Origin of the sequence: Gordonia jacobaea (assembly GCF_965344965.1) — a bacterium.
Taxonomy (GTDB): Bacteria; Actinomycetota; Actinomycetes; order Mycobacteriales; family Mycobacteriaceae; genus Gordonia; species Gordonia jacobaea.
The window spans coordinates 1274841-1299368 of sequence record NZ_CBDRLS010000001.1 but is presented as its reverse complement, the minus strand read 5'-3'; the positions used below and the strand labels follow the sequence as shown (position 1 = coordinate 1299368).

Below are 24528 nucleotides of genomic sequence, written 5' to 3'. Positions count from 1 at the left end.
ACATGGGGGATGTGGCGTGAGGATGCCGAAAAGTGGACGCTCGGTGATCGGGGCAACGGGGATCAGGACGACGGGGATCAGGGCAATGCTGATTCCTGCGGCGGCCGCGGTGGTCGTCGGACTCGCGGGATGCGGCGGAGGCGAGAGCGATTCGACGCCGCCGAGCTCCGCGACTCCCGACGCCGCGAAAGCGTCACCGCTGCAAGGTGATCAGCTCTACCTCGCGGGGCTGAAGCAGCTCAACGTGCGCTTTCCCGACGACGCCGCCGCGGTCGCAGCGGGCAGGCAGGTGTGCGCGAATCTGAAGGCAGGCGACGGCCTCCTCGACGCCATACGCAAGGTAGGCAACGGACTCGACGACGCCGAGTCCGGCCAGGTCGTCGGCCTCGCTGCACAGACCTATTGTCCCGATCAGCTCGGAAAGCTCAGCGGCGTCCAGTCGGAGAGCTGACTCAGAAGCGTTCGTCGGCCTGCGGGATCGACCCCGGTGGTGCCGACTCGTAATGACTCTGCGCCGCAGCCGGATACGGCTGCGGCGGGGTGTCGGACTCCCCGGTCGGATACCCCTGTGAGCCCGCCGGAGGCTGGTGTCCAGGCGGGGGACCCTGATACCCGGCAGGAGGCGCTTGATAGCCGGACGGTGGTCCTTGGTAGCCGGGTGGAGGTGCTTGATACCCGGCAGGAGGCGCTTGATAGCCGGACGGTGGTCCTTGGTAGCCGGGTGGAGGTGCTTGATACCCGGCAGGAGGCGCCTGGTAGCCGGGTGGAGGTCCTTGGAATCCGGGCGGTGGTCCCTGGTATCCGGGCGGTGGTGCTTGGTATCCGGCCGGCGGTCCTTGGAATCCCGGGATTCCGGCGCCAGCGGCCGGCATGCCCGGGTTGAACGAATCAGACACTGTCGCAGCGAGTTCCAGGAACGCATTACGGGTGTCGCGATTCATCTGGTCGAGGTCTATCTGCGCACCGGTCGCGAGATGGTCGTCGAACGGGATGATCTGCACCGCCCGCGTGCGGCCGAGGAAGTGCTGCGTCAGCATGCCCAGATCGATCGGCGCACCTCCCGGCTTCGACGCAGAGATCACCACGACAGCCTGCTGGACGAGTCGCTGATAGCCGTGAGCGTTGAGCCAATCCAGTGTCGCTGCGGCACTTTCGGCGCCGTCGACGGCCGGTGACGTGACCAGAACGATAGCGGTCGCCGAACTCAGGACCCCCTCCATCGCCGAGTGCAACAGACCGGTGCCGCAGTCGGTCATGATGATGTTGTAGTAGTTCTCCAGAATTCCGATGACGTCGAGGTAGTCGTCGGCACTGAAGGATTCCGATATTGCCGGATCACGTTCGGATGCAAGCACTTCCAGACGGCTCGCGGACTGCGATGTATGGCGCCGAACGTCGCCGTATCGGGTGACGTTCGGATCGTTGAGTAGTGAGCGCACAGTCGAACCGGTTTGCTGCGGGACACGTCGGCCGAGCGTTCCGAAGTCGGGGTTCGCATCGACCGCGATCACCCGGTCGCCGCGCAGCGACGCGAACGCCGACCCGAGTCCGATTGTGGTCGTGGTCTTTCCGACGCCACCCTTGAGGGAGAGCACCGCCAGACGGAAATCGCCGGCCATGGGCCGACGGATGCGTGCGACCATTTCGTCGAGTTGTTGCTGCGACTTGCTTTGGCCCAGATTGATCAGACCGCCCGACACGGTGCTCAGTGCACGACGCCATCCGGCCCCGCGCGCCGAAAACGGTATCGCTGCCTGTTGATTCGGATTGCCGACACCGGGCGCTCCGGGGAATTGGGCGCCCGGGTGCATTCCCGGCTGTTGCGCGCCAGGTTGCGGGCCACCCACGTAGGGGCCGCCGTACTGACCGGGCTCGGGATGGTGGGACCACGGGGGAGTGGGCTGCTGTGAAGGCGCACCCGGGTAGGACGTGGCGGGCGCAGGCGGGTTGGGAGCGGCTGGTGCAGGGCCGGCTGGTGCGGGGCTCGGCTGCTGTGGTTCGAAATGCTGATCGGGCGGGAGGTACTGCGCGACCGGCGGTGCTGGCGTCTGTGGCGTCTCGCCCGACCGGCCCGTGTACCAGTTGACCTGCGCGGCGGGTGGCGCGAACTGCGCTTGCGGCGGTTGGGGAGCGTCTGACGGATGCTGACCCGCACCGACCGGCGCGTCGAGACGGCTTTCGTCGTCGTCGTGGCTATCGGACTTCGGCCACGATGACGGCTGCGAGCCTTCGGCGTGCGACATCTCGTTGATCATCCCCTCGTGCGTCCCTCGGTGGGCCCATCGCCCGCCCCCTGATGCTGGTTCGACCACTGAATACTAGGGCGTCTAACAGTTGCGGTCGTGGCGACGTCCTGCGACGACGCCATGTGCAGCGGGGCGGCTATCGATGGCAACGTATCGATCGCGACGGAGCTTTCGGATGGGGAGTTGGTTGCCGCGACCCGTTTTCAGTCATTTTTGGTGGCGCTGCCGACGCCGACCTGGTCTTTTGTGGCGGGGTGGCCGTGGGAATGACTGAAATCGGGAGAGGGTGTGGTGTGGGCGCGTGATCGTGGGGCGGCGAGTACTCCTGCTGCGCATCCCGGTGATCACCAGCGCGGCTCGGCCGATCTTGGGCTGGGTCGGGAGCGTGATGAGCGTTTCGGACAGGGAGTTGGTTGCGGCGACCCGTTTTCAGTCATTTTCGGTGGTGCTGCCTACGCCGACCTGGTCTTTTGTGGCGGGGTGGCCGGGGGAATGACTGAAATCGGGAGAGGGTGTGGTGTGGGCTCTCGATCGTGGGGCGGCGAGCACTCCTGCCGCGCATCCGGCGATCACCAGGGCGGCTCCGCCGATCTCGACGTACGTAGGTTGCTCGCCGAGGAAGAGCCAGGCTGCGGTGATCCCCACGACGGGAACCAGCAGCGACATCGGCGCGACTCGGCTGGCCGGGTAGCGCTGCATCAGCGACGTCCACAGACCTGACCCGGCGATGGTCCCGAGCAGCACCACGTACGCCAGCCCAGCCAGCGCGATGAGACCTGACGTGGAGCCGAGTGTGGCCATGGCGTGGAAGCCTGCGGATGGTCCGTCGACAGCGAGGCTCAGCAAATACAGCGGGAACGGCGGCACCACCGACATCCACAGCGTCATCCGCAGGGCATCACCGGAGTTCGGCGGCAACGCGAGGCGGTTTCCGATGTTGCCGAATGCCCAGGACAGTCCCGCCAGAACGGTGAGAAGGATCGGAACGACGATGCCGACTCCGAGCGAACTGTGGCCCGCGCGGTCGACTCCGATCAGGACGATTCCGCCAACTGCCACTGCGATGCCGACGACCTGCGCCGGCACGAGTCGCTCCCGCAAGAACACGACGCCGAGTAGCACCGTGAACGGGGCAGACGTCTGCAGCACCAGCGACGCGAGGCCTGTCGGCATCCCGATGTTCATCGCGAGAAAAAGGAATGCGAACTGTCCGACGCCGAATCCGAACGCGTACAACAGAAACCATTTGATCTGCATTCGCGGGAACCGCACGAACAGCACCACCGGCACGGCCATGACCGCGAACCGGAGTGCGGCGAAGAAGAACGGAGGGAAGTGGTCGAGGCCCAGGCGAATCGCGATGAAGTTCAAACCCCACAGCACGACGACGGTGAGTGCCAGCATGCGGTCGCGCGTTGTCATGTACTCATGGTCGAGGCTGCGGGAGTGAAGCACAATCGAAATAAAATGCACTAAAGATGTAGGACAGCTTCACAAAATCGCCGCGCCAGCGCGCCGACGGCGTCGAAGGATCGCAGCCCACAACGCAAAACGCCGACGGCACCGGAAGTCGGTGCCGTCGGCGTTGAGGCAGAAGCGTATTGCCGCCTGCGGGGTATTACCGCCAGCCGAGTGCGGGAGCGACGTCGTTGAGGATCGACTCCATCACGTGGGCGTTGTATTCGACGCCGAGCTGGTTGGGGATCGTCAGCAGCAGCGTGTCGGCGGCCGCGATGGCCTCGTCTTCGCGCAGCTCCTCGATGAGCTTGTCGGGCTCCGCGGCGTAGCTACGTCCGAACCGTGCAAGCCCGCCTTCGAGGTGGCCGACCTGATCCTGGTCGTTGCGATCACGTCCGAAGTAGGCGCGGTCCATGTCGGTGGTCAGCGGGAAGATGCTGCGGCTCACCGAGACTCGCGGTTCGCGAGTGTGGCCGGCCTTCTCCCACGCATCGCGGAAGCGCTCGATCTGCTCAGCCTGCAACTTGTGGAACGGGATGCCCGTGTCCTCCGTCAGCAGCGTCGAACTCATGAGGTTCATGCCCTTCTCGGCCGTCCACTCTGCGGTGGCCCGGCTGCCCGCGCCCCACCAGATGCGGTCGCGCAGACCCTCAGAGTAGGGCTCGATGCGCAGCATGCCCGGCGGGTTGGGGAACATCGGCCGCGGGTTCGGCTGTGCGAACTCCGCGCCCTCGATCACCTTCAAGAAGACGTCTGTGTGCTGACGTGCCATGTCGGCGTCGGTCTCACCGTCGGCCGGGACATACCCGAAGTACTTGTACCCGTCGATCACCTGCTCGGGGGATCCCCTGCTGATGCCGAGTTGGAGTCGACCGTCGGAGATGAGGTCTGCGGCGCCCGCGTCCTCAGCCATGTACATGGGGTTCTCGTAGCGCATGTCGATCACGCCGGTGCCGATCTCGATGCTGTTGGTCTTTGCGCCAACCGCCGCGAGCAGCGGAAATGGCGAGCCGAGCTGGCGTGCGAAGTGGTGCACGCGGAAGTAAGCGCCGTCTGCGCCGAGCTCTTCGGCGGCAACGGCGAGGTCGATGGATTGATGCAAGACATCTGACGCCGTCTGGGCTTGCGAACCCGGAGACGCCGACCAGTGTCCAAAGGACAGGAAGCCGATTTTCTTGGTCATGTCAGATATAACCGGACCGTGGTCCATTTATTCCGTGCCGGATGTCGGAAACGGTGGTGCTGCGTGTCTCGGGATAGTTAAGCATCAAGGCCGAATGACAAGGCGTCGTCGTAGCATCGCTTCATGGACGTCAAGCGCCTGCGGCTGTTGAGGGAGTTCGCCGACCGCGGTTCCGTTGGGGCGGTCGCCGACGCGATGCACATGACGCCGTCGGCCGTCTCGCAGCAGTTCAAGGTGCTCACCAAGGAGGCGGGCGTCGAGCTGCTCGAGGCTGATGGTCGGCGGGTGCGACTGACTTCGGCGGGGCAGGCTCTCGTGCTGCGCGCCGACGAGGTGATCGCTGCGGTCGAGCGAGCGCAGGAGGAGATGGCCGCGTACCGCTCGGGTCGATCGCGGGTCCGGCTCGCGATGTTCCCCTCTGGCGCGACACTCCTCTTGCCGACCGTCCTCGACCGTGCCGCCTCCGATGCGATCGAGATCGACGCGTCGCACCTCGACGTCGGCTACCCCGACGCTCCGCCCGCTCTCGCCGACTTCGACGTCGTGGTGACACACCGAGACGAGCGCACGCCACCTGTCAGTTCGCCGCGTGTGCGCGTCACCGAGCTGATGCGCGAGCCGCTCGACGTCGTCGTATCGCGCAACTCGTCTCTTGCAGAGCGTGATTCGGTCGCGGTCACCGAGCTTGCAGACCATGACTGGATCAGCGTCGAGGGCGGCTTTCCCGTCGACGATGTACTGCTGTCGATCTCGGCCATCACAGGCGTCGCGCCGAGAGTCACGCAGCGGATGCTCGACTTCACGACCATCGAGGCACTCGTCGCGGCTGGTCACGGAATTGCCTTGATGCCGCGTCACGCATCACGCCATCCGGGAGTGAAACCACTTGAATTGCAGGGTGTTCGGGCAGCGCGCGTGTACGAGGCGCTGACCAGGCCGCGACCGCGTCGCGCGGTGACATCGGTAGTCGACGCCCTCGCTGCCGCGGCCGCTCGGTACGGCGCATGAGCGCCTTACGCCGAACGTCGACGCCGCGGAAGCGCCGCGAGCAGAACCCCTGCGGCGGTGAGCGTTCCGACGTACACCGCGACCCCCGCCCAGCCGAATGCCGAGTACATCAGGCCGCCGAGCGCACCGACCACGGAGCTGCCGAGGTAGTAGTGGAAGAGATACAGCGACGACGCCTCGGCGCGATGCTCGGTCGCCCGCGCGGACACCCAACCGCTTGCCACCGAGTGCGCGGCGAAAAACCCTGCGGTGAAAAGGAATAGCCCGACGATCACCGACCACAGATGATCCGGAATCGTGATCAACAATCCCACAAGCATGATCGACGTCGCGGCCACGAGTACCCGGCGTCGACCGAGCCGGTCGGCCAGTCTGCCGCCCCACGCCGACGACACCGTACCCGCCAGGTACATGAAGAAGATTGCCGCGACGATGCCCGCCGGCAGCCCGAAAGGTCCACCCAGAAGCCGATATCCGATGAAGTTGTAGACAGTGACAAAGCCACCCATCAGCACGAAGGCCAGGGCGAAGAGCGACAGCAGACCCGGATCGCGAAGGTGCGCAACCAGATTGCGTCCTGTCGTACGTAGGGAGACTGGCTGCGGAGTGAAGAACTGTGAGTCGGGCACCATGCGCCAGAACGCAATCGCGAATGCCAGAGACACCAGCGCGGCAATCTCGAGTGCCCACTGCCAGGACACAAAGTCGACAGCAAAGCCCGGAATGAGCCGTCCGACGAGACCGCCGATCGTCGTACCCGCGACGTAGCGGCCCATCGCACCGCCGAGCGACATGCCGTCGACCTCTTCGGCGAGATACGCCATGGCGACGGCGGGCACGCCCGCGCAGAGCAGTCCCTGCAGGGCGCGGCCGGCCAGGAGTAGCTCGATCGACGGCGCCCACGGAAGCAGTAGTCCGATGACTGAGGCGGCAACCGCGGACCCGACCATGAGACGCACTCGGCCATAGCGCTCCGACAGCGCGCTGGCCGGGATGATCGCAACTGCGAGCAGGCCGGTCGTGAGCGAGACGGCCAGAGCCGACGTCGTCGGCGAGACGTCGAAGTGCGACGAGAGTTGCGGCAGCAGGCCCTGCACGTAGTACAGCGCCATGAACGTCGTCATCCCGGCGGCGAACAGCGAGAGTGTGGCACGTCGGTACCCGGGCGAGCCGGGGGAGTGTTTGACGGGCGCTGGGCCGGTGGTCGCGGGGAGGACGGTTGCTGTCACTCCATCGAGTCTGAGCCGCGCAGTGGTCATTAGGAAATGAATGTTTGACCACTGAGTCATTCAGTAATGAATAACCACAGCTAGAATGGCCTGATGTACGACGACCTGCGCTGGTTTATCGCCATCGCCGAGGCAGAGAACCTGACTGCGGCCGCCGAGCGGGTCCACTCGTCGCAGCCGACGCTCTCGCGCTTCCTGGGCCGTCTGGAACGCGACCTCGGGGTGCCGCTCTTCGACCGCGATGGTCGACGCCTCGTGCTGAACCGGTTCGGACGTGCCTACCTCGACAGGGCGCGTCGTGCGGCGTCGCAGTTGGAAGCCGGGCGTCGGGAGATCGAGGAGATGCGCGCTCCGGCCCGTGGTGCGGTGCGGCTGGCGTTCCTACACTCGTTCGGGCTGGGGTTGGTGCCCGACCTCATCAGCCGGTTCCGGGTGGAGAACCCATCGGCACGTTTCACGCTGACCCAAGATGCGGCGGCGACCGTCGTCGGGCATGTGGTCGACGGCGACGCCGACCTCGCGATCGTCGCGCCCCGCCCGATGCGCACCGACATGGCGTGGGCGCGCGTAGCCGAACAAGAACTCGCGCTCGTGGTACCCCGCGATCACCGCTTCTCGGGACGGGAGACCATAGGTATCGCCGAGGCCGCCGACGAGGAGTTCATCGTGATGCAGCACGGCTACGGCATGCGGCGGATCTTCGACGAGATCTGCGCCGCACACGATCTCACGCCCGCGATCGCCTTCGAATCGTCGGAGCTCGCGACGGTATCCGGCCTCGTCGCCGCGGGGCTCGGCGTCGGACTGGTGCCGGTCGAGGAGTCGGCGCGCCATCCCGGCGTCGAACTCATCCCGCTCGCGGGTGAAACGCGCGAGATCGGGCTGACGTGGTTTCGCGGTCGGCCACTGAGCGACGTCGCGTCGCGCTTTCGGGACTTCGTGCTCGCGGGGAGCACAGCCGACGGGTGAGGCGAGCCGCCGTACGGGCTCCCGCTCACCCGTTTCACTCCCGCTTATTGAAATCAATAAGCGGGAAGTAAGCCGGTGAGCGCGAACCGTGGTGGGGCGGGATGATCTCGTAGGTGACGAGCCACGGGCGCAGCAGGTCGGCGAGCTGACGTCGCTCGAGAGTGGCCCAAATCCAGCGGACCACCATGGTGTCGAGGCCGCGGAGTTCGTCCTCGCGCAGCTTCTCGCGGACCACCGCGTCCTCGGGCGACTCGCCTTCGCGGAGCAGACGGCCGTACTTGGCCAGACCGTCGAACTCGCCGATCAGTTTGCCGTCCCAATCGAAGTCCGTCTCGTACGTGCCGGACGGGCAGACGAAGCGGTGTTGCTGACGCGGTACAGGCAGGTCCGCCTCGTACATCTGTGCGCTGCTCCATGATTCGCCGACGCTCTGGGAGAGGCCGTTCGCGAGGGGAAGTGCCCGCCGAGCGTGTTGCGCACCGCGTCGACGTCGAGAGCCCAGGATCTCCGACATCTTCGCCCGGTCGGCGCCCAATGCCAGAGCCGCCTCGAGGACGGTCATTGCCTGGGCGAAGTCGCCGCTCGACGCGACGTCGACCGCTGTCCGCTCGATCGACGTGACCCGGATGCCGTCGACCTCGGTGACCTCGTCGTCGCTGAGCGGCGCCCCGTGCAGGTGGCGCAGACTGCGGACCGATCCTCCCGATCTGCGGCCGGTCGTGATGTGAACGTGCGAGAGATTCGGTTTGAGCATGCGCAGCCCGTGCATCGTCGCCGCCGACACATGACTGAGCACGTGCGGCGTGTCGCCGCTCAACTCCGACGTGACGACTGCGATCGAGGTGAGCCGGTGCAACGCTTGGGCACCGGCATGGCCGTCGAATTGCGCTGTGCGCGGGACCAATACACCGGGTACCAGCCTGATCAGCTTGCCACGATCGACTGCGGCGCAGAGCTCATTGTCGCTGAACGCCGCTGTCTTCGCGGCGCCGCGTCGGATCAGGCCGAACTCATCGAGCGGGTAGCCGGGGAGACCGATGGTGGAGTCCGTCATGCAGCTTCGACGCCGCGCCGGGCCGCGCGGTTCCGTTCTGCCACGATTCAGGTCGACGTCGACCTTCTCGCTCACCCATTTCCCTCGCGCTTATTGAATTCAATAAGCCGCAAGGAAATCGGTGAGCGGGAAGCACGCCCCCGGGGTCAGATCCGCTCGGACACCCGCCGAGAGGCCAATTGCACTGCCTCCCAAACGGTTGCGAACGGCGGGGCGTACGCGAGGTCCATCTCGGCGAGATCGTCGACGGTCATCTCGCCCCACAGCGCCGCGGCGACGGTGTCGATCCGCTTACCCGACTGCGCTCCGCCGACGATCTGAGCGCCGAGGATGCGGCGGGTCAACTTGTCGGCGGTGAGTAGCACGGTGATCGGGGTGGCCTCGGCCATGTAGCCGCTCGCGGTGTCGCTCTGGGTGATCAGCGTGAGGGCGTCGTGACCGAAGCGCGCGGCGACCTCGGTGTTCATTCCCGTACGTGCGATCTCCAGATAGGTTGGGCCGGAGGAGAACCGGGTGATCGCCGTCGCCAACACCCCTGCGAATCGTTTACTCTCGTCGCCGCCCAGATTGAAACCGCACACCCGACCCTGCTTGTTGGCGTGTGTTCCAAGCGGTGCAAAGATTCGCTCCCCGGTCATCCGGTCGAGAGACTCGCAGCAGTCTCCCGCCGCCCAGATGTCGTCGGCGACGCGCTGATGGTCGTCGGGTAGGTATCCGCCGTGAACGCCGATCGGCAACCCTGCCTCGGCGCCCAGCGAGGTCGACGGCCGAACGCCCAGCGCAAGTACCACGACGTCGGCTTCGATTGTGTCGCCGGAAACCGTTGTGACGGAACGTATTCTGCCACCCTCGGCGTTGGCGCTCGCGACGACGGTATCGGTCAGGACGGTGACGCCTGCGGCGCGCATACCTTCTTCGATGCGGTCGCTCATCTCCGGGTCGAGCTTGCTCATCACCCTGGTGCGCGTGGCGAGAGTGGTCTGGAATCCGCGCTCCGCCAACGCCTCTGCCATCTCCACGCCGATGTAGCCGCCACCGACCACGACTCCTCGACGGCCGGAGCCGGCAATCAGATCGAGCCAGTACCGCGCGTCCTCAAGGGTCTTCGCCGGATTGACACCGTCGATCAGCGTTCCGTCCGCGTCACGCGCCCAGTCCGGGACCATCGCCGAGGCGCCGGTGCACAAGACGAGTTGGTCGTAGGCGACCTCCGACGACTCGTCGAACTCCGACGTCACCGAGACGACCTTCCGATCGCGGTCGATTCCGGTAACCGTCGTTCCCATGCGGAGGTCGACGCCGAGTTCCCGGTGTTGCGCGGCGCTGCGCGCAACGAGATCGGTGTCGGAGTCGACGAGGCCTGCGACGAGGTACGGAATGCCGCATGCCGAGTACGACGTATCCGACGTCTGCTCGAGCGCGATCACCTCGACGCTGCGCCCGGTGACCTCTGCTGTCCGAAGTGCCTGATGAGCGGCACTCATACCGGCGGCGTCCGCGCCAACGACGACGATGCGTTCCACCCGCGTCACGCTACTCGCGTTCGACGATCCGCCGCGCCGGCAAGGGTCAGAGATCGGCGCCCGCGACCTTACCCATGACAACCCCGATCCCCGCGACGACGAGCGGCAACGCGACGAGCACCGAGACCAGGAGAACTAGCATCTGCATGCCTCAATGGTCCGCGCGGTTGCGCGCGTTGTCGCTGTGACCAGGCAAATCGTAGTCGGCCTCACAATTGGTACGGGTGACGCAGTTTTGGTCGGCAGACAGTGATTCGACGCTATCGATGTGGTCGAGATGCGGCGTCCGATCAGGCATTGCTGTCTGGAGATGCGCGCTTGACGCGCTGCACAGCGGGCGGCGCCCATGTCCCGTCGAGCACCTCGGCGCGAGGGGCGTACAGGCGCATCGTGACGCCGAGCGCGGCCTGTGGCGCGGGAAGCCAGTTGTCGGTCTTCTCGCCACCCGGATTCTCGTGCTGCAGATACAAGACGAGCGAGCCGTCGTCGTTGAACCGCAGTTCGTCGCGATCGCCCAACGCGAACCGGTCGAGTTCATTGGCGACCTGATAGCCCTCGGCGTCGTACATGGTGACCGACCAGAAGGCATTCACGGGTGGAAGGCCATCAGCGGGAAACGTGATTGTGTAATCGTTGTGCCCGTCGAGTGGCCGACCGTCGGCGTCGGCCACGACGACTGGATAGATCGCATCCTCGGGAGGGTTGGCACCCAACCCGATCAGCGCGAGCTGTGCTCGCTGAAAATAGTCGTTGCCGTAGACGCCAACCGATCGCGACATGATCTGCCAGCCGTTCACGCGATCACCGAGGCCGGAGATGTCAGGCAGCTTCTTTCTCGCCGACGCGATGCCCGACTCGAGTGCCGCGAGGCCTGCCTCGTCGAATCCCGATGTGTCGAACTCCAGTCCGGGGACGATCCCGATTGCTGCGATACGCGCCAGCACGGACTGATCCGTGAGGTGCGGTGGCGTAGTCGTCAGAACCTCAGCTGCGAGCCTGAAGAACTCGGGAGCAGACAGTTCCGCGACGATGCGCAGTGGTTCGGTGTCCAGGTCGATGGGAGTGCTCGACTCGGGTCGGGTCGGGCCGCCCAACGGGGTGATGGTGAAGCCGTCCTGGAACTTGCCGACGGCGTCGTAGTCGCTCGGGCCGTTGGTCTGCGACCGACCGATGGCCCACACGTACGGTGTCGGGGCCTCGATGATCAGGGCATCGTCGGGGACATCGCCGTCAAATCCCGGTGGTATCACCATGATTCGCGTGCCTGTGTTTCCCGTCGTACGGGATCCCGGAACCGCGAACACGTCGGTCCACATGTCCAGTAGTGGCAGCATGTAGTAGCGACCGTCGCTGTCGGGAAGTTCGATCAGGACTGCTCCACCGGTCAGGTCGAGCCAGGCGGATGAGTACAGCGTGTCGAAATTCGGACGGACGATAGCGCGGAAATCCGCAGTCGGAAACGCCCGCATGTGGTGGAAGGCGTTCGAGGCTCCGAAGCCCGGTTTGCCCGAGGATCCTCGTGCTGTTTGTTGTCGACGGCTGACCTCCATGATGACGAGGGGATACATATAGACGTAGGCCTCCGCTGCCAAGCTCGCGGTATCACCGGTAAGGGGTTTCGATGTCGTCATGGTCTAAGACTCGACGATCGACCCGTGATTTCAGTCATTCGAATCGTATGAGCGCTCATCATCAGGGCATGTATCACCCGATACGGGTGATGTAGTCGCATCGTATTGATGCCAGCATCGGGAATATGACCGAAACCTCTGCCGATGTGCCCGTCGATGTGGAAACGGGGCCTATCGATTACCTTCTCGTCGAATTTCCCGCCGATCACAATCCAGACGGCTCGGCGTTGATACACCTGCTCGATCTTGTCGATCGCAATGTGATCAGCGTGCTGGATCTCGCAGTGATCCGACGAGACGGCGATAGTGTTGCTGCGCTTGCGGTCTCGGATCTCGACGTCGGCGCTGATCTGGACGCCAATGTCCTCGCAGACGCGTCGAGCGGACTGCTAGACGATCAGGACCTCGCCGACGCGGCGTCGGTGCTGGCGGACGGCTGCCTCGGCGTTCTCGTCGTCTACGAGAACGTGTGGGCTGCTCCGTTCGCCACTGACCTGCGGCGAGCCGGCGCTCAACTGGTCGCGTCCGGGCGGATTCCCGTCAATGCCATTCTCGAGGCCCTCGGCACAACCGACGGACCGACGTCGGGCTGACCGCCGGGCTCTGCCTGAAGCGTCATGCCCAGTCCGATCGATTCACCTAAGAACCACTCGAGTGAGAAAGTGCAGGTACCAGCCATGCCAGGACTACTACGCGGGGTCGCCCGAACGGCCGCGGTCGCAGGGACTGCAACCGCGGTGTCCAACAGGGTGTCGCGTCGTCAAGGCGAGCGGTGGGCCAGACGGTCGGCCGAGGCAGCACCCCAGGCCTACGCGGCCGCGCCCGTCCAGAACCCGCAACCGCCGGTTCCCACCGAACAGACAACAGCGCCGGATGACCGAATCGCTGCATTGACGAAACTCGGTGAGCTTCGAAGTTCAGGTGTTCTCACCGAAACGGAATTCGAATCGGAGAAGCGACGTATCCTCGGTCTCTGAGAATCGGCCGATCCGTCAGTGTTCATTTCCAACCACATCGTTAACAGCCAGATCGATAACAACGAGTAGGAATTTCATGACCACCTCATCACCTTCCACGAAGCAGCGTTGGGCAGGCGGGCTATCCATTGTCAGTGGCTGCGTGCTGCTCGTCGTCGGGATACTGGAGTTCCTCCAGGGTGTCTCGGCCATCGCGGCTGACAACGTCTTCGTCGTAGGAACCAACTACATCTATAAGTTCAACCTGACGACGTGGGGTTGGATCCACCTGATCATCGGCCTCATCGTCGCTGCGACGGGTATTGCGGTGTTTTTCGGAAAGACATTTGCACGGGTGCTCGCGATCGTGCTCCTGTCACTCTCCGTGATAGCCAACTTCCTCTGGATTCCGTACTACCCGTGGTGGTCGATCACGCTGATCGCCCTCTCGATCGTCGGAATCTGGGCGTTGGCGGCGTGGAGTCCTGAGACCGACGAGATCTGACGCAGCGCAAGGAAGGTGACGGCGATGACGAGCGTGGTCGATCCCGCGGACGCGGCGACGTGCTATGACGGCCCTGGCCGCAGGACCCGTGCCGAGAGTGTCTATCTGGGGCTGCAGGCTCGGGAGCGGTTGCCGCTCAGCGGAATCGGCGACCTCGGTGACGAATCGGGCCGTGACCCGATCGGTCTACTCCAAGATCAGGCGCGCACCCGGGTTCCGGAACTCGTTCCGGTCAGATACGGGCGAATGGCTGTGTCTCCCTTCACCTTCTACCGCGGGGCCGCGCTTGTCATGGCCGATGACCTGGCTCGAACCGAGAATTCGGGCCTGACCGTGCAACTGTGTGGCGACGCGCATCTGTCCAATTTCGGGTTGTTCGCCACGCCTGAGCGCAAACTGGCGTTCGACGTCAACGACTTCGACGAAACCTACCCTGGGCCGTTCGAATGGGACGTGAAGCGCTTGGCCGCGAGTCTCGTGGTTGCGGCACGCGGCAACGGATTCGACAACAAGACCGCCAAGCGGATCGCCGGTGCATGTGCCCGTGAGTACAGGGAGTCCATCGCGTCGCTCGCGGGACTCGACACGTTGGACGGCTGGTATCGACGCGCCGAGCCCTCTCGAAAACTGGTGAACATCCGCGATCTCATCGATTCATCGACCGCGAAGAACGTGCGAAAGCAGATCGACAAGGCGTGGACGCGTGACGGCCTGTCTGCGCTCAAGAAGCTGACCACCACCGTCGACGGTGAATTGCAGTTCGTCAGCCAACCTCCGCTCATCGTGCCCATCGAAGAACTGTGGGACGCGGAGGTCACAGCGCGTCTGTACGGTCAGCTTGCCGATCGTGTCGACGCTCTTCGCGCGACGCTCGCTCCCCACTACCGCGTGCTGTTCGACAGATTCACATTTGTCCGCATGGCGCGCAAGGTGGTCGGGGTCGGCAGCGTGGGAACTCAGGCGTGGGTTTTGCTGATGGTCGGACGAGACGAATCCGATGTGCTGCTGCTCCAGGCGAAGCAAGCCGAAAAGTCCGTTCTCGCACGGTATCTCGATGGTCCGAAATATGACAACGAGGGCAGGCGGGTGGTGGAGGGACAGCGCCTTACGCAAGCTGTCAGCGACGTGTTCCTCGGGTGGTCCGGAGGTCCAGGAGCTGATGGTGTTCGGCGTGATCTCTACCTCAGGCAGCTTCGGGATGCTAAAGGCTCCATCGTCGTGGAGGGTCTGGACCCACGGGGTCTCGAGGTCTACGGGCGAGCGTGCGGTCGAGTCCTCGCCTACGGTCACGGCCGGTCGGGCGATGCGGTTGCCATAGCGAACTATCTCGGCGACGACGACGAATTCGACAGGGCTATAAGGCGTTTCGCATCGCGCTATGCGAAAAGGAATGACGAGGATCATCGCGTGTTCGTCGACGCGATTCGGGCGGGCGCGGTTGCGGCTGTCGCCGACGAGCGGTGACGCGCATGCCCGAGACGGTCGTGAGCGCGGAGGGCGAATCGGGACGCGGTCTCGACGCAGACGAACGAGCCGAACTCGAACGTCTGCGCGTCGAGATCGCCGAGATCAAGTCGGGGCAACCGTCGGATGTCGGCAAGGAGTCCACGCGTCGGCGGATCAACTGGCGAATGATCGGCGTCGTCGCGCTGGTCATACTGTGTGCGGTACTCACGCTGCTGTCGGTCACCACGCGGTACGTCAGGAGTCAGATCCTCGACACCGATCACTACGTATCGACCGTCGCACCACTGGCATCGAATCCTGCTGTGCAGCAACAGGTCACCAACTCGATCACGAACGAGATCAATCAGCAGGCGAACATCGAAGAGGTGACGTCGAATGCGCTCAACGAACTGACTCAACTCACACCGGCCGATCGTCCGCGGGTGGATCAGGCGATCACCGGACTCGCTCCGGTGATCAGCGCACAGGCGGAGAGCTTCATCCACAACACGGTGGCGCAGTTCGTCGGCTCTGATCAGTTCGCTGCGCTGTGGACGACGGCCAATCGCGAAGCGCACGATGCTGTTGTTGCGGCGGTGACCGGTGATACGCAGCATGGCGCGGTGAATGTCGACACGACCAACGGATCGATCAGCATCGAGCTCGGGCCGATCATCACCCAGGTGAAGCAGCGGCTGAGTGCGCAGGGGTTCGCCTTCGCCGACAAGATCCCCGTGGTGAACAAGCAGTTCGTGGTCTGGCAGTCCAAGGAACTCGCTCGGGCGCAGAACCTCGTGAGGTCGCTCGACAAGGTCGCCACCGTGCTGCCGTGGCTTGCGATTCTTGTCGCTCTCGCTGCGATCGGACTTGCGGGCGTCGGTCGCCGTATCCGAACCCTGACAGCAATCGGGATCGCGGTCGTCGGCGCGATGCTGGTGTTGGCAATCGGGATCATCGTCGGTCGCACGATCTACCTGAACAACGTGCCTGCAGACGTCTTGTCTCCCGCCGCCGCCCAGGCGATCTTCGACACAGTGATCAGTCCGCTGCGCACTGCGCTTCGTGCGGTGGCGGTGCTCGGACTCGTCTTGGCACTTGTGGGCTTCTTCGCAGGAGGAACTCGTGCCGCGGCCGCCACTCGACGTGTCATCGCCGGGGGATTCGAAACGGTCGATCGTCGTCGAAAGCAACGCTCGGCGTCGATGGTGGAAGCCCAACTGTGGCGGCTGCGGTACGTCGTGCGTCTCGGGGTCCCGATAATCGCTGCGTTCGTCCTGATGTTCTGGCACTACCCGACAGGCATGGTCGTCTTCTGGGTGGTGGTCGTCGCGTGCCTCATCCTGGCGGCTTTCGAATTCGCCATCGCTCCCGCGCGCCGCGGAGTGGCCGCCGGGAGTGTTGTTGCCGAGGATATTGTCGCCGAGAGTGCCGGTCCTGAAAGCTCCGAGATCGTTGTCACCGATACCGTCGTGACCGAGACCGTTGGCGATGACGCGGCTGCAACCGTAGTCGATTCGACTGACAGTCCCAGAGCGAAATGAACCGCACGTCGTAGGGGGTCAGCACCTCGTGCGCGACCTCGCGAGGAATATTCGCCCGTCGCATTCGCGCTGGTCGTCGTACCATTCAGTGCATGAAAGGCGCGGTACCCTCCCCACGAAGCGGTCAGGACGGCGAGGGTGAACCCGACGCACTCGAAGTAGACACAATCGCGGCAGCTCCGCCGATTCTGAGTCTGCGTTTCGCGCCACCGTCCTTACCTCCCGGGTTTGTGGTGCGTTCTCGCATCGACGAGATGCTCGACGCTGCACGGGGCGGCGACGTGACCTTGGTGTGTGCCGGGGCCGGGTACGGGAAGACTCTTGCTGTCGCGGCTTGGGCGCAAAGCGTACATCGGCTCGATCGGACCGCATGGCTCGCCGCGGGCGAAGGCGTAGGCGTTGCGGCGTTTTGGCATGACGTGATCGTGGCACTTCGAATGCTTCCGGTCGTGGCCGACGAAGCGCGGATCGCCGAGTTCATGCCCGGCCCCGCATTCGGGGATTCTGACGTGGCGGGTCTGGTTGATGCCCTGTCGTCTCTACCAGAGACCGTGACGCTGGTGATCGACGACTTCCATCGCCTCACGTCGGTGGACCTTCTGAAGTCGATCCACCGAGTGATCGAGTGTGGCGTTCCGACAGTGCATCTGGTTCTCATCTCACGCGTGGAACCGCGAATCCCGTTGCGCCGTCTGCAGGTGATGGGAAGGCTTCGCGAGATCGATGCCGCCGTACTGGCGTTCACGCCAGGCGAAGCTGAAGATCTGTGTGCACGCATCGGATTCGAGCTGGACCCGGAGAGCCGGGAGCGTCTGATGAACCGGACGCAAGGCTGGCCCGCCGGAATCCGGTTGGCCTTGCTCAGTGCCACAGTCGAATACGGAGGCGATGTGCATGCGGCACTGACGGGCTTCGGCGGCGGTGGCAAGCTGGTGGCGTCGTATCTACTCGAAGAGGTACTTGCGAGGGTGGCCAGCTCCGATCGAGAGTTCCTGCTCGCCACGAGTGTGACGCCCGTTGTCTGTGCCGATCTCGCGCAGGCCTTGACCGGACGTGCCGACAGCCGCGCGATTCTCGAACAATTGGTTGAGCGAAACGTGTTGACGGTGCGATTGACCGGCCGAGCCGGATGGTTCCGCTATCACCCCCTTCTACGCGAGTTTCTCCGCGACCGACTCACTGTTGAACGCCCACAGGAGATTTCGACGCTCCATCGGCGTACGGCACAGTGGTACCTGGACAGCGGTGAGCTCATCCCCGGGATCAGGCATCTGGTCGCGGCGGGCGACTGGCTCGCGGTGGCGAAGGTGGTGGGAAAATCGGCACTACCACTCATCCTGACGATCCACGCGGGTGAGCTGGCGGCGGCGTTGGCTCCTGCGCTCGACGTCGTCGAACGCGATCCGCGACCGGAGGTGCTTCTCGCGGCAAGTGTTGTGGCGCACCATTCTCGGGACTTCGTAACCATGCGCCAGAACGCCTTGGATGCTGAGACCGCGCTGTTGGCGAGCGGCGTCGAACCACCTCGATGGGCCCAGGTCATCGTCGCGCTGGCGCGGATGGTCGCAGCTCGGGTCTTCACACCCGTGGAGCTGTACGAGAGTGCGAACGAAGTGCTGACCGTCGCGACCGGGGCATCGCGCAACGAGTTGCCCGCGGTAGGTGCATACGCGGTCATCGGTCGGACCAACGTGGCCATCAGCCTGGTTCTTCGCAGCGAATTCGGCCGTGCTCGTGTGCATTTGGAGGACGTGCGGGTCGAGGCCGATCGTGCCGGGGTGGGACTCACCTCGGCTGCGGCGAATGCCTACCTGGCTCTGCTGGATGTCATCGCAGGTGACCTTCCGGAAGCGGGACGTCGGAGCGACATGCTCGCGAAACTGGGTGTTCGACGCGGTTGGACACAGCAACCCCAATTGCTTGCGGCCTACGCCGCCTCCGCTTTGGTGTACCTGGAGACCGACGAACTCGACACCGCAAGCGAGCGTGTCGACTTCGGTCTCGACCTCGTCCGCCACGGGTCTGATCTGCCTGCCGCTGTGATCCTTCAGATCGCGGCCGTGGGCGTTGCACTCGTGCGGCGGGAACTGCATACCGCGCGAGCGGCGGCGAGTCGCCTCCGTGCGCTGAGCGCGAGTTGCAGTGGGCTCCCTCTGCTCGACCACTGGGTTGCGGTCTCGCTGGCCCGCGTCGAATTGCTCTGCGACGACGTCGATTCCGCTGAGAAGGTCCTCGCCGAGTTGCAGGCATCGACCTCTTCTTCATCGAGGGAATTCGGTTCCGAACTCGTCACCATCGCACGTGCGGAAGTCCTCCTCGCGCAGCATGAACCACGCGCCGCGTTCGACCTGTTGGGTACGCCGGCCCGCTACGCGGCGCACCGGACGCTCGTTGTCGAGGCGGCGCTGTTGTCAGCGATTGCGGCGGACCGGCTCAGGTTGGACTCGATTGCCTTGGAGAGATTGGGGCAGGCGATCGATGCGGCGGCTCCCATCGGCGCGATACGGTCATTCGTCGCACGCAGCGAAGAGATCGCGGGTCTGCTGGCCCGCTATCGACATCTGAACGCAGAACCGTCAGAACTCACTCGGGCAATTCTCGTGCGACTGAAGGTTGCCGATGCGGCGGCAACGAATGTGCCTGCGACGCCATCGGACCCGCTCACCGAACGCGAACTCGCTGTATTGCGTTATCTGCCAACGATGTTCAAGTCTGCGGAGATCGCTGCTGACCTCTACGTCTCGGTCAACACCGTGAAAACTCATCAGCAGTCGATCTACCGCAAGTTGGGGGTATCGACACGCCGCGCCGCCGTCGACCGCGCACGCGAATGGCACCTCCTGTAGCCGCGCAGTCCACGTCAGGTGCGTCCCGCCGCATCCTCGTCGACCGGTTTGGCACGCAACTCGGGCGCGTTGGCCACGACGAGCCACGCGGCCAGCGTCGCGAACAGGAGCGGAACCAGCAGATCCAGTTGCGGCACAACGGCAAGCCCGAGAAAGAGGCTGATCCAGCCGTTCCGTGTTGCCGCGACGACGATCCCGACGATGCTCGCGGCCACCGTGATCGTCAACGGAAGCGACTGCCACATCACGTGCATTCCGAATCCCGCTGCGGCACCGGCGAAGACGGACGGAAAGATGCGGCCTCCACGGAAGCCGCCCGCGCTCGCCAACAGCATGGCGCACATCTTGATGCCAGCGAACGCGAAGAAGCCGAGGGCGGTCGTGGTCCCGAGGCGGTCGGGCAGCTCCTTCATCTGATCGAGGCCCTTGAACAGCGTGATCGTTCCGCCGAGGATTCCGAGGCCACCGAGGACCGCTCCCACCAATGTCAATCGGACGATGGGATCTCGTAGCGAGCGATGCAGTACCCGGTGCAGGGGATCGAACACGAATGCCGCGACCACACCGCATGCGGCGATGACGACGGCAACCCCGACGGCGATCAAGGTGTCGACGATGCTGCCGATTTTCTCCTCCGGTAGGTCGATCGACATCGTGAGATCGGTGAAACGCAGGATGACGAACGACCCGGTAGCTGCCGCAACCAGGGGTAGATACAGCCGATTCCACAGCGGGATTCGTTGATCGCCGGGATTGGCCTCCGACAGCATGAGAGCAGCGGCGACCGGGGTTCCGAACAGCGCACCGAATGTTGCGGCGGTCGACAGACCCATCCACTGGTCCTGGTCGATCTTCGGAATCAGGCGTGCGCCGACGGCAACGACGATCGCCGCATTGATGATCATGATCGGGCTCTCCGGACCGAGGCTCACGCCGCCGGCCAGCGCAAGGATCGCCGCGATCGCGAGGCCGGGGGTTGCACCGACCGAAATCGGTTTCGACACCAATTCCTGCGTCGCGGGATCGCCTCCGGCGTGGCCGGGGGCGAATCGGATCACCGCTCCCACCAGCAAGCCCGTGACGGTCAGTACGAGAAGAATCCACCACCAGGTGCTCTGCGTGATGCCCAGCCACGACGTCACGGTGTGCCAGAGGAAGTGTTCGAGGGTGCTGGCGACGGCCGAGATTCCCCACAGCAGCAGGGCGCACACGACACCCACGAGTAAGGCGACGGGCGTGAGCGCGAGGAGCTTCCCGACGGGTACCCGCGTGGAGTCCTGCTGCCCGGGTCCGGTGGCTGCCTCACTCATGACTAAAACTGTCGCGCATCCGAAGTCGCCTCACACCGCGAAACGCAGACTTTCACTGATCGAGTGAGGGGAATCGGTCGGCCCGCGCCTGTGCGACCCACGCACGTCGTCGGGCAAGCTGCGTACGCTGTTCGACGCTGGTCGCGACGGTCGAGACGTGAGTGAGTGCCGCGTCGAGTCTGGCGAGCATCATTGGCGAGCCGAGCGAGGCCGCGATGACGTCGTCGAGTCCGACGACCAGCATGTCCGTCCACGACGGCCGCGGGACCACGAGCCTGAGACGACCACCGCTATCGCGCCAGCGTCGCGCACTTTCGTCGATGGACATCGCGGATACCAACAGAAACTCGATCTGGTCGACCGCTTGCACCGCGGTCGCGGGATCGTTGATCGCAGGAGACATGGCCCGGAGTGCGATATCGGCGATGAGGCGGAAGGCCAGGAGCGGGTCGCCGTCGAATGTGCGTTCTGGCCCGGTGTCGAGCGCGGCGAAGAACGCTCCGTTATCGATCTTCCCGGAGGCGTTCTCGCCGTTGCTCTGTGCGGCAGGACCGTGCACGTGGGCGAGCGTCGCGCTTGCGCGCAGGGTCGACCCGACCGCCTGCTCCATGACGATCACGGCGTCGGCGGATTCGGCGAGGTGAATGAGTCTCTCGACGTGTAATCGCTGCAGCACCAACGGATTGCGGGACCACTGGATGCTGCGTGGTTCGTCCGCAGGGTCGATGCGTGGCTTCGGGTCGAGGTTGTCGCTCGTTGGGTACGTCGCGACAATCGATTGCTGACCGTGTTCGCAGATCGTCGTCAGCACCGGCGAGATCTGTGTTGCGGCAAGGGCGTTGGCGAGTACCACGCGCAGGAGCACCAACACGACCAACGTTCCTACGACTGCCACGAGCGGAACACATGCCGAGATCGTGTCTCGGCTCCCTGACGCAAGGATCGCGGTGATGCAGAAGACGATGACGCTCATCGCCACGGCCGCTGTTCGCCAGACGATGGGAGCGTCGCGGAAGAGTGTCAGACGGGGTGTGAAAGTGGTTGCCACCCATTGGACTACGAGAAACAGCAATGAGAAGATCACCGCGAGGGTGCCGAACACCGCGCCACCGAGGCCGATGAGAACGGTGGCGACCGACGACGTCGAGATCTGTGGGCCGACCCCGATGCGAGTCAGGCCGATTGCTGCTCCGGCGCCGAGCAGCACGCCGATGGTCTGAGTCAGGCCCGCGCGGGCACGCCTCCCGAGAGTGTCGAAGGCGCTCATCGGCCAGGGTCTTTGGTGCGGCGTCGAACTGTCATCACACCGACCACCTTCGCGAGGGTCCCCCAAAGCTGCCGTCTCACAAACTACAGGGTGAGGCGCGCCTGCAAGGGGCGAACGGGACGACAGGGCGCAACGGTGTATACCGGTTGAACTGCGGCCCCGGCGCACGTCGGGTACGAGTGTCGCGCAGACGGAATGGGCCGAAACCTCGCGCGCGGGGATCGCCCGCTTGACGAGAGTTTCGGCCCATTGCCTGACACAGCGACGGCGGGGGTCACCCGCGTCACCGTGAGTTCATCGGTGAGAGAAAGGTTTACGGCGCCCAGGTACGTGGGGCGGCATCGGTCTCCGCAGGAGCCGAAGCACTCACGCGGTAGGCGCGATTGACTGCGGACACCACGGCACGCAGGCTCGCCGTCGTGATCGACGACGCAACGCCGACGCCCCATACGGTTTCACCGTTGACCTCGGTCTCGACGTAAGCTGCCGCGCTGGCGTCGCCGCCCGCGGTGAGTGCATGCTCGGCGTAATCCAGTACGCGGACGTCGAATCCGACGGTCGACAGCGCGTCGACGAATGCCGCGAGCGGCCCGTTGCCGCTGCCCGCGATCTCCTTCTCGACGCCGTCGACCTTGACCACAGCGGTGATGTGGTCGTCGCCGCCATCGACCTCGGAGGCGTCGACCTTTTGGCGCATACGCTCGAGCGGGCGGACCGGATACAGGTATTCGTCGGCGAAGACGTCCCACATCTCCTTGGGCGAGACCTCGCCGCCCTCGCCGTCGGTGATCTTCTGGATCTCGCGGCTGAACTCGATTTGCAGGCGTCGCGGCAGGTCCATGCCGTGGTCGGCCTTCATGATGTAGGCGACGCCACCCTTGCCCGACTGGCTGTTCACGCGGATGACGGCTTCGTAATTGCGGCCGACGTCCTTGGGGTCGATCGGCAGATAGGGCACCTGCCACAGGATGTCGTCGACGTCGGAATCGGCGGTGTCGGCGTCGACCTTCATCTGGTCGAGACCCTTGTTGATCGCATCCTGGTGGCTGCCCGAGAACGCGGTGTAGACCAGATCGCCGCCATAGGGGTGGCGTTCGGGTACGCCGAGCTGGTTGCAGTATTCGACGGTGCGTCGGATTTCGTCGATGTCGGAGAACGAGATCTGCGGATCGACGCCGCGGCTGAACATGTTCATGCCCAGCGTCACCAGGCAGACGTTGCCGGTGCGCTCACCGTTGCCGAACAGACAGCCCTCGATGCGGTCGGCGCCCGCCTGGTAGCCGAGTTCCGCTGCGGCGACGGCGGTTCCGCGATCGTTGTGGGGGTGCAGGCTCAGGATGATCGAGTCGCGGCGTGCGAGATTGCGGCTCATCCACTCGATGGAATCGGCGTAGACGTTGGGTGTCGCCATCTCGACGGTGGCAGGCAGGTTGATGATGAGCGGCTTTTCGGGTGTGGGAGCGATGATTTCGCTCACCGCGTCGCACACCTCCTTGGCGTAGCTCAGCTCCGTGCCGGTGTACGACTCGGGCGAATACTCGTAGCGCCAGTTGGTGTCCGGGTACTTCTGCTGCTCGTCGAGCACCTTGTGCGCGGCGTGTGTCGCGATCTCGGTGATCTTCGACTTGTCGGCACGGAAGACGACACGACGCTGCAGCACCGACGTCGAATTGTAAAAGTGCACAATCACATTCGACGCTCCGCGGCACGCATCGAAGGTGCGCTCGATCAGCTCGTCGCGGCACTGCGTCAGCACCTGGATGGTGACGTCGTCGGGAATGGCGCCGTCTTCGATGATTTCGCGAACGAAGTCGTAGTCGGTCTGGCTAGCAGACGGGAAACCGACCTCGATCTCCTTGTAGCCCATACGCACCAGCAGCTCGAACATGCGGCGCTTGCGTGCGGGACTCATCGGGTCGATCAGGGCCTGGTTGCCGTCACGCAGATCGACGGCACACCACATCGGTGCCGCGGTGATGACCTTGTCGGGCCAGGTGCGATCGGGGATCGAGATCTGCTCGACCTCGTCGGCGAACTGCCGGTAGCGGTGGACGGGCATGGCGGAACTGCGTTGCGGGTTCCAGGAGGGCTGCCCTGCGGGTATGGGGCCGGACGGCTCGACGATGCGGCTCGGTCCCGAGGTGAAAGTGTCTGCTGGTGCCATGATGGTCAATCTCCGAAGTAGGTCTCAGATTGGGGAGTGACCGGCGCGTGATGAGGCCCCGCGACGGAGGGCCGGTCGTGTCAGACCCCGCCGCGGCAACCGAGAAGGAGTGCACGCTGCATGCGAGTAAATGTACTCCCCGGGCTGGTCGTCGATCAAATGAGGTCAGTCGATCGGTCTCTCGGTCCGCAT

General features: G+C 64.6%; 19 protein-coding genes. 9 read left to right on the top strand and 10 right to left on the bottom strand.

What is annotated here, in order from left to right; all coding sequences use genetic code 11:
- The first annotated feature begins 22 nt into the window (after positions 1-22).
- Entirely contained in the window at positions 23-451 is a 429-nt protein-coding gene (locus ACRVY7_RS06015; RefSeq protein ID WP_431816408.1) for a DUF732 domain-containing protein, read from the top strand.
- A gap of 1 nt (position 452) precedes the next feature.
- Here ACRVY7_RS06015 and ACRVY7_RS06010 read toward each other — a convergent pair whose 3' ends face one another.
- The 3 genes from ACRVY7_RS06010 to ACRVY7_RS06000 all read right to left on the bottom strand — a co-directional run bounded on the left by ACRVY7_RS06010 (position 453) and on the right by ACRVY7_RS06000 (position 4887).
- Positions 453-2243, bottom strand: coding sequence for a nucleotide-binding protein (locus tag ACRVY7_RS06010; RefSeq protein WP_431816351.1), 1791 nt, complete (start codon positions 2241-2243; stop codon positions 453-455).
- A 432-nt stretch (positions 2244-2675) separates the two neighbouring features.
- Positions 2676-3668 carry an EamA family transporter gene (locus tag ACRVY7_RS06005; protein WP_431816350.1) on the bottom strand — a complete coding sequence of 331 codons (993 nt, stop codon included), beginning with the start codon at positions 3666-3668 and terminating at the stop codon, positions 2676-2678.
- A gap of 196 nt (positions 3669-3864) precedes the next feature.
- Entirely contained in the window at positions 3865-4887 is a 1023-nt protein-coding gene (locus tag ACRVY7_RS06000) for an LLM class flavin-dependent oxidoreductase (protein ID WP_270484705.1), read from the bottom strand.
- A 123-nt stretch (positions 4888-5010) separates the two neighbouring features.
- Between ACRVY7_RS06000 and ACRVY7_RS05995 the strand changes: the two genes are divergently transcribed.
- Positions 5011-5895, top strand: coding sequence for a LysR family transcriptional regulator (locus ACRVY7_RS05995; protein ID WP_049700517.1), 885 nt, complete (start codon positions 5011-5013; stop codon positions 5893-5895).
- A 5-nt stretch (positions 5896-5900) separates the two neighbouring features.
- Here ACRVY7_RS05995 and ACRVY7_RS05990 read toward each other — a convergent pair whose 3' ends face one another.
- Positions 5901-7154 carry an MFS transporter gene (locus ACRVY7_RS05990; RefSeq protein WP_431816349.1) on the bottom strand — a complete coding sequence of 418 codons (1254 nt, stop codon included), beginning with the start codon at positions 7152-7154 and terminating at the stop codon, positions 5901-5903.
- A 63-nt stretch (positions 7155-7217) separates the two neighbouring features.
- Between ACRVY7_RS05990 and ACRVY7_RS05985 the strand changes: the two genes are divergently transcribed.
- Complete coding sequence (locus ACRVY7_RS05985) at positions 7218-8093, top strand: LysR family transcriptional regulator (protein ID WP_431816348.1); 876 nt, start codon at positions 7218-7220, stop codon at positions 8091-8093.
- A gap of 34 nt (positions 8094-8127) precedes the next feature.
- Here ACRVY7_RS05985 and ACRVY7_RS05980 read toward each other — a convergent pair whose 3' ends face one another.
- From ACRVY7_RS05980 to ACRVY7_RS05970, 3 genes are all read right to left on the bottom strand, one after another.
- Positions 8128-9147, bottom strand: coding sequence for a type IV toxin-antitoxin system AbiEi family antitoxin (locus ACRVY7_RS05980; RefSeq protein ID WP_431816347.1), 1020 nt, complete (start codon positions 9145-9147; stop codon positions 8128-8130).
- Positions 9148-9293: 146 nt separating this feature from the next.
- Positions 9294-10670: an FAD-dependent oxidoreductase gene (locus ACRVY7_RS05975; protein ID WP_431816346.1), complete on the bottom strand. Its 1377-nt coding sequence runs from the start codon at positions 10668-10670 to the stop codon at positions 9294-9296.
- 290 nt (positions 10671-10960) lie between these two features.
- Positions 10961-12301, bottom strand: a complete 1341-nt coding sequence (locus ACRVY7_RS05970; protein ID WP_431816345.1) for a DUF1254 domain-containing protein — start codon at positions 12299-12301, stop codon at positions 10961-10963.
- Positions 12302-12426: 125 nt separating this feature from the next.
- Between ACRVY7_RS05970 and ACRVY7_RS05965 the strand changes: the two genes are divergently transcribed.
- The 6 genes from ACRVY7_RS05965 to ACRVY7_RS05940 all read left to right on the top strand — a co-directional run bounded on the left by ACRVY7_RS05965 (position 12427) and on the right by ACRVY7_RS05940 (position 19595).
- Positions 12427-12894: a DUF6325 family protein gene (locus ACRVY7_RS05965; protein ID WP_431816344.1), complete on the top strand. Its 468-nt coding sequence runs from the start codon at positions 12427-12429 to the stop codon at positions 12892-12894.
- 84 nt (positions 12895-12978) lie between these two features.
- A complete protein-coding gene (locus ACRVY7_RS05960) occupies positions 12979-13278 on the top strand; it encodes an SHOCT domain-containing protein (RefSeq protein ID WP_049700523.1) in 300 nt (99 codons plus the stop codon).
- Positions 13279-13354: 76 nt separating this feature from the next.
- On the top strand, positions 13355-13762 hold the full coding sequence (locus ACRVY7_RS05955; protein ID WP_049700524.1) for a DUF7144 family membrane protein: 408 nt from the start codon (positions 13355-13357) through the stop codon (positions 13760-13762).
- A gap of 24 nt (positions 13763-13786) precedes the next feature.
- Positions 13787-15226 (top strand): DUF2252 domain-containing protein, encoded by a 1440-nt coding sequence (locus ACRVY7_RS05950; RefSeq protein ID WP_270484694.1) that lies wholly within the window; start codon positions 13787-13789, stop codon positions 15224-15226.
- Between the two features lie 5 nt (positions 15227-15231).
- Positions 15232-16749: a hypothetical protein gene (locus tag ACRVY7_RS05945; RefSeq protein ID WP_431816343.1), complete on the top strand. Its 1518-nt coding sequence runs from the start codon at positions 15232-15234 to the stop codon at positions 16747-16749.
- Between the two features lie 92 nt (positions 16750-16841).
- Positions 16842-19595, top strand: a complete 2754-nt coding sequence (locus ACRVY7_RS05940) for a winged helix-turn-helix domain-containing protein (RefSeq protein WP_431816342.1) — start codon at positions 16842-16844, stop codon at positions 19593-19595.
- Positions 19596-19609: 14 nt separating this feature from the next.
- Here the strand turns inward: ACRVY7_RS05940 and ACRVY7_RS05935 are convergent, their stop codons facing one another.
- From ACRVY7_RS05935 to leuA, 3 genes are all read right to left on the bottom strand, one after another.
- Positions 19610-20905 carry an ion channel protein gene (locus ACRVY7_RS05935; protein ID WP_270484687.1) on the bottom strand — a complete coding sequence of 432 codons (1296 nt, stop codon included), beginning with the start codon at positions 20903-20905 and terminating at the stop codon, positions 19610-19612.
- A gap of 52 nt (positions 20906-20957) precedes the next feature.
- Positions 20958-22172, bottom strand: a complete 1215-nt coding sequence (locus ACRVY7_RS05930; RefSeq protein WP_431816341.1) for a DUF2254 family protein — start codon at positions 22170-22172, stop codon at positions 20958-20960.
- A 313-nt stretch (positions 22173-22485) separates the two neighbouring features.
- Entirely contained in the window at positions 22486-24336 is a 1851-nt protein-coding gene (gene leuA / locus ACRVY7_RS05925; RefSeq protein ID WP_431816340.1) for a 2-isopropylmalate synthase, read from the bottom strand.
- Positions 24337-24528 lie beyond the last annotated feature (192 nt).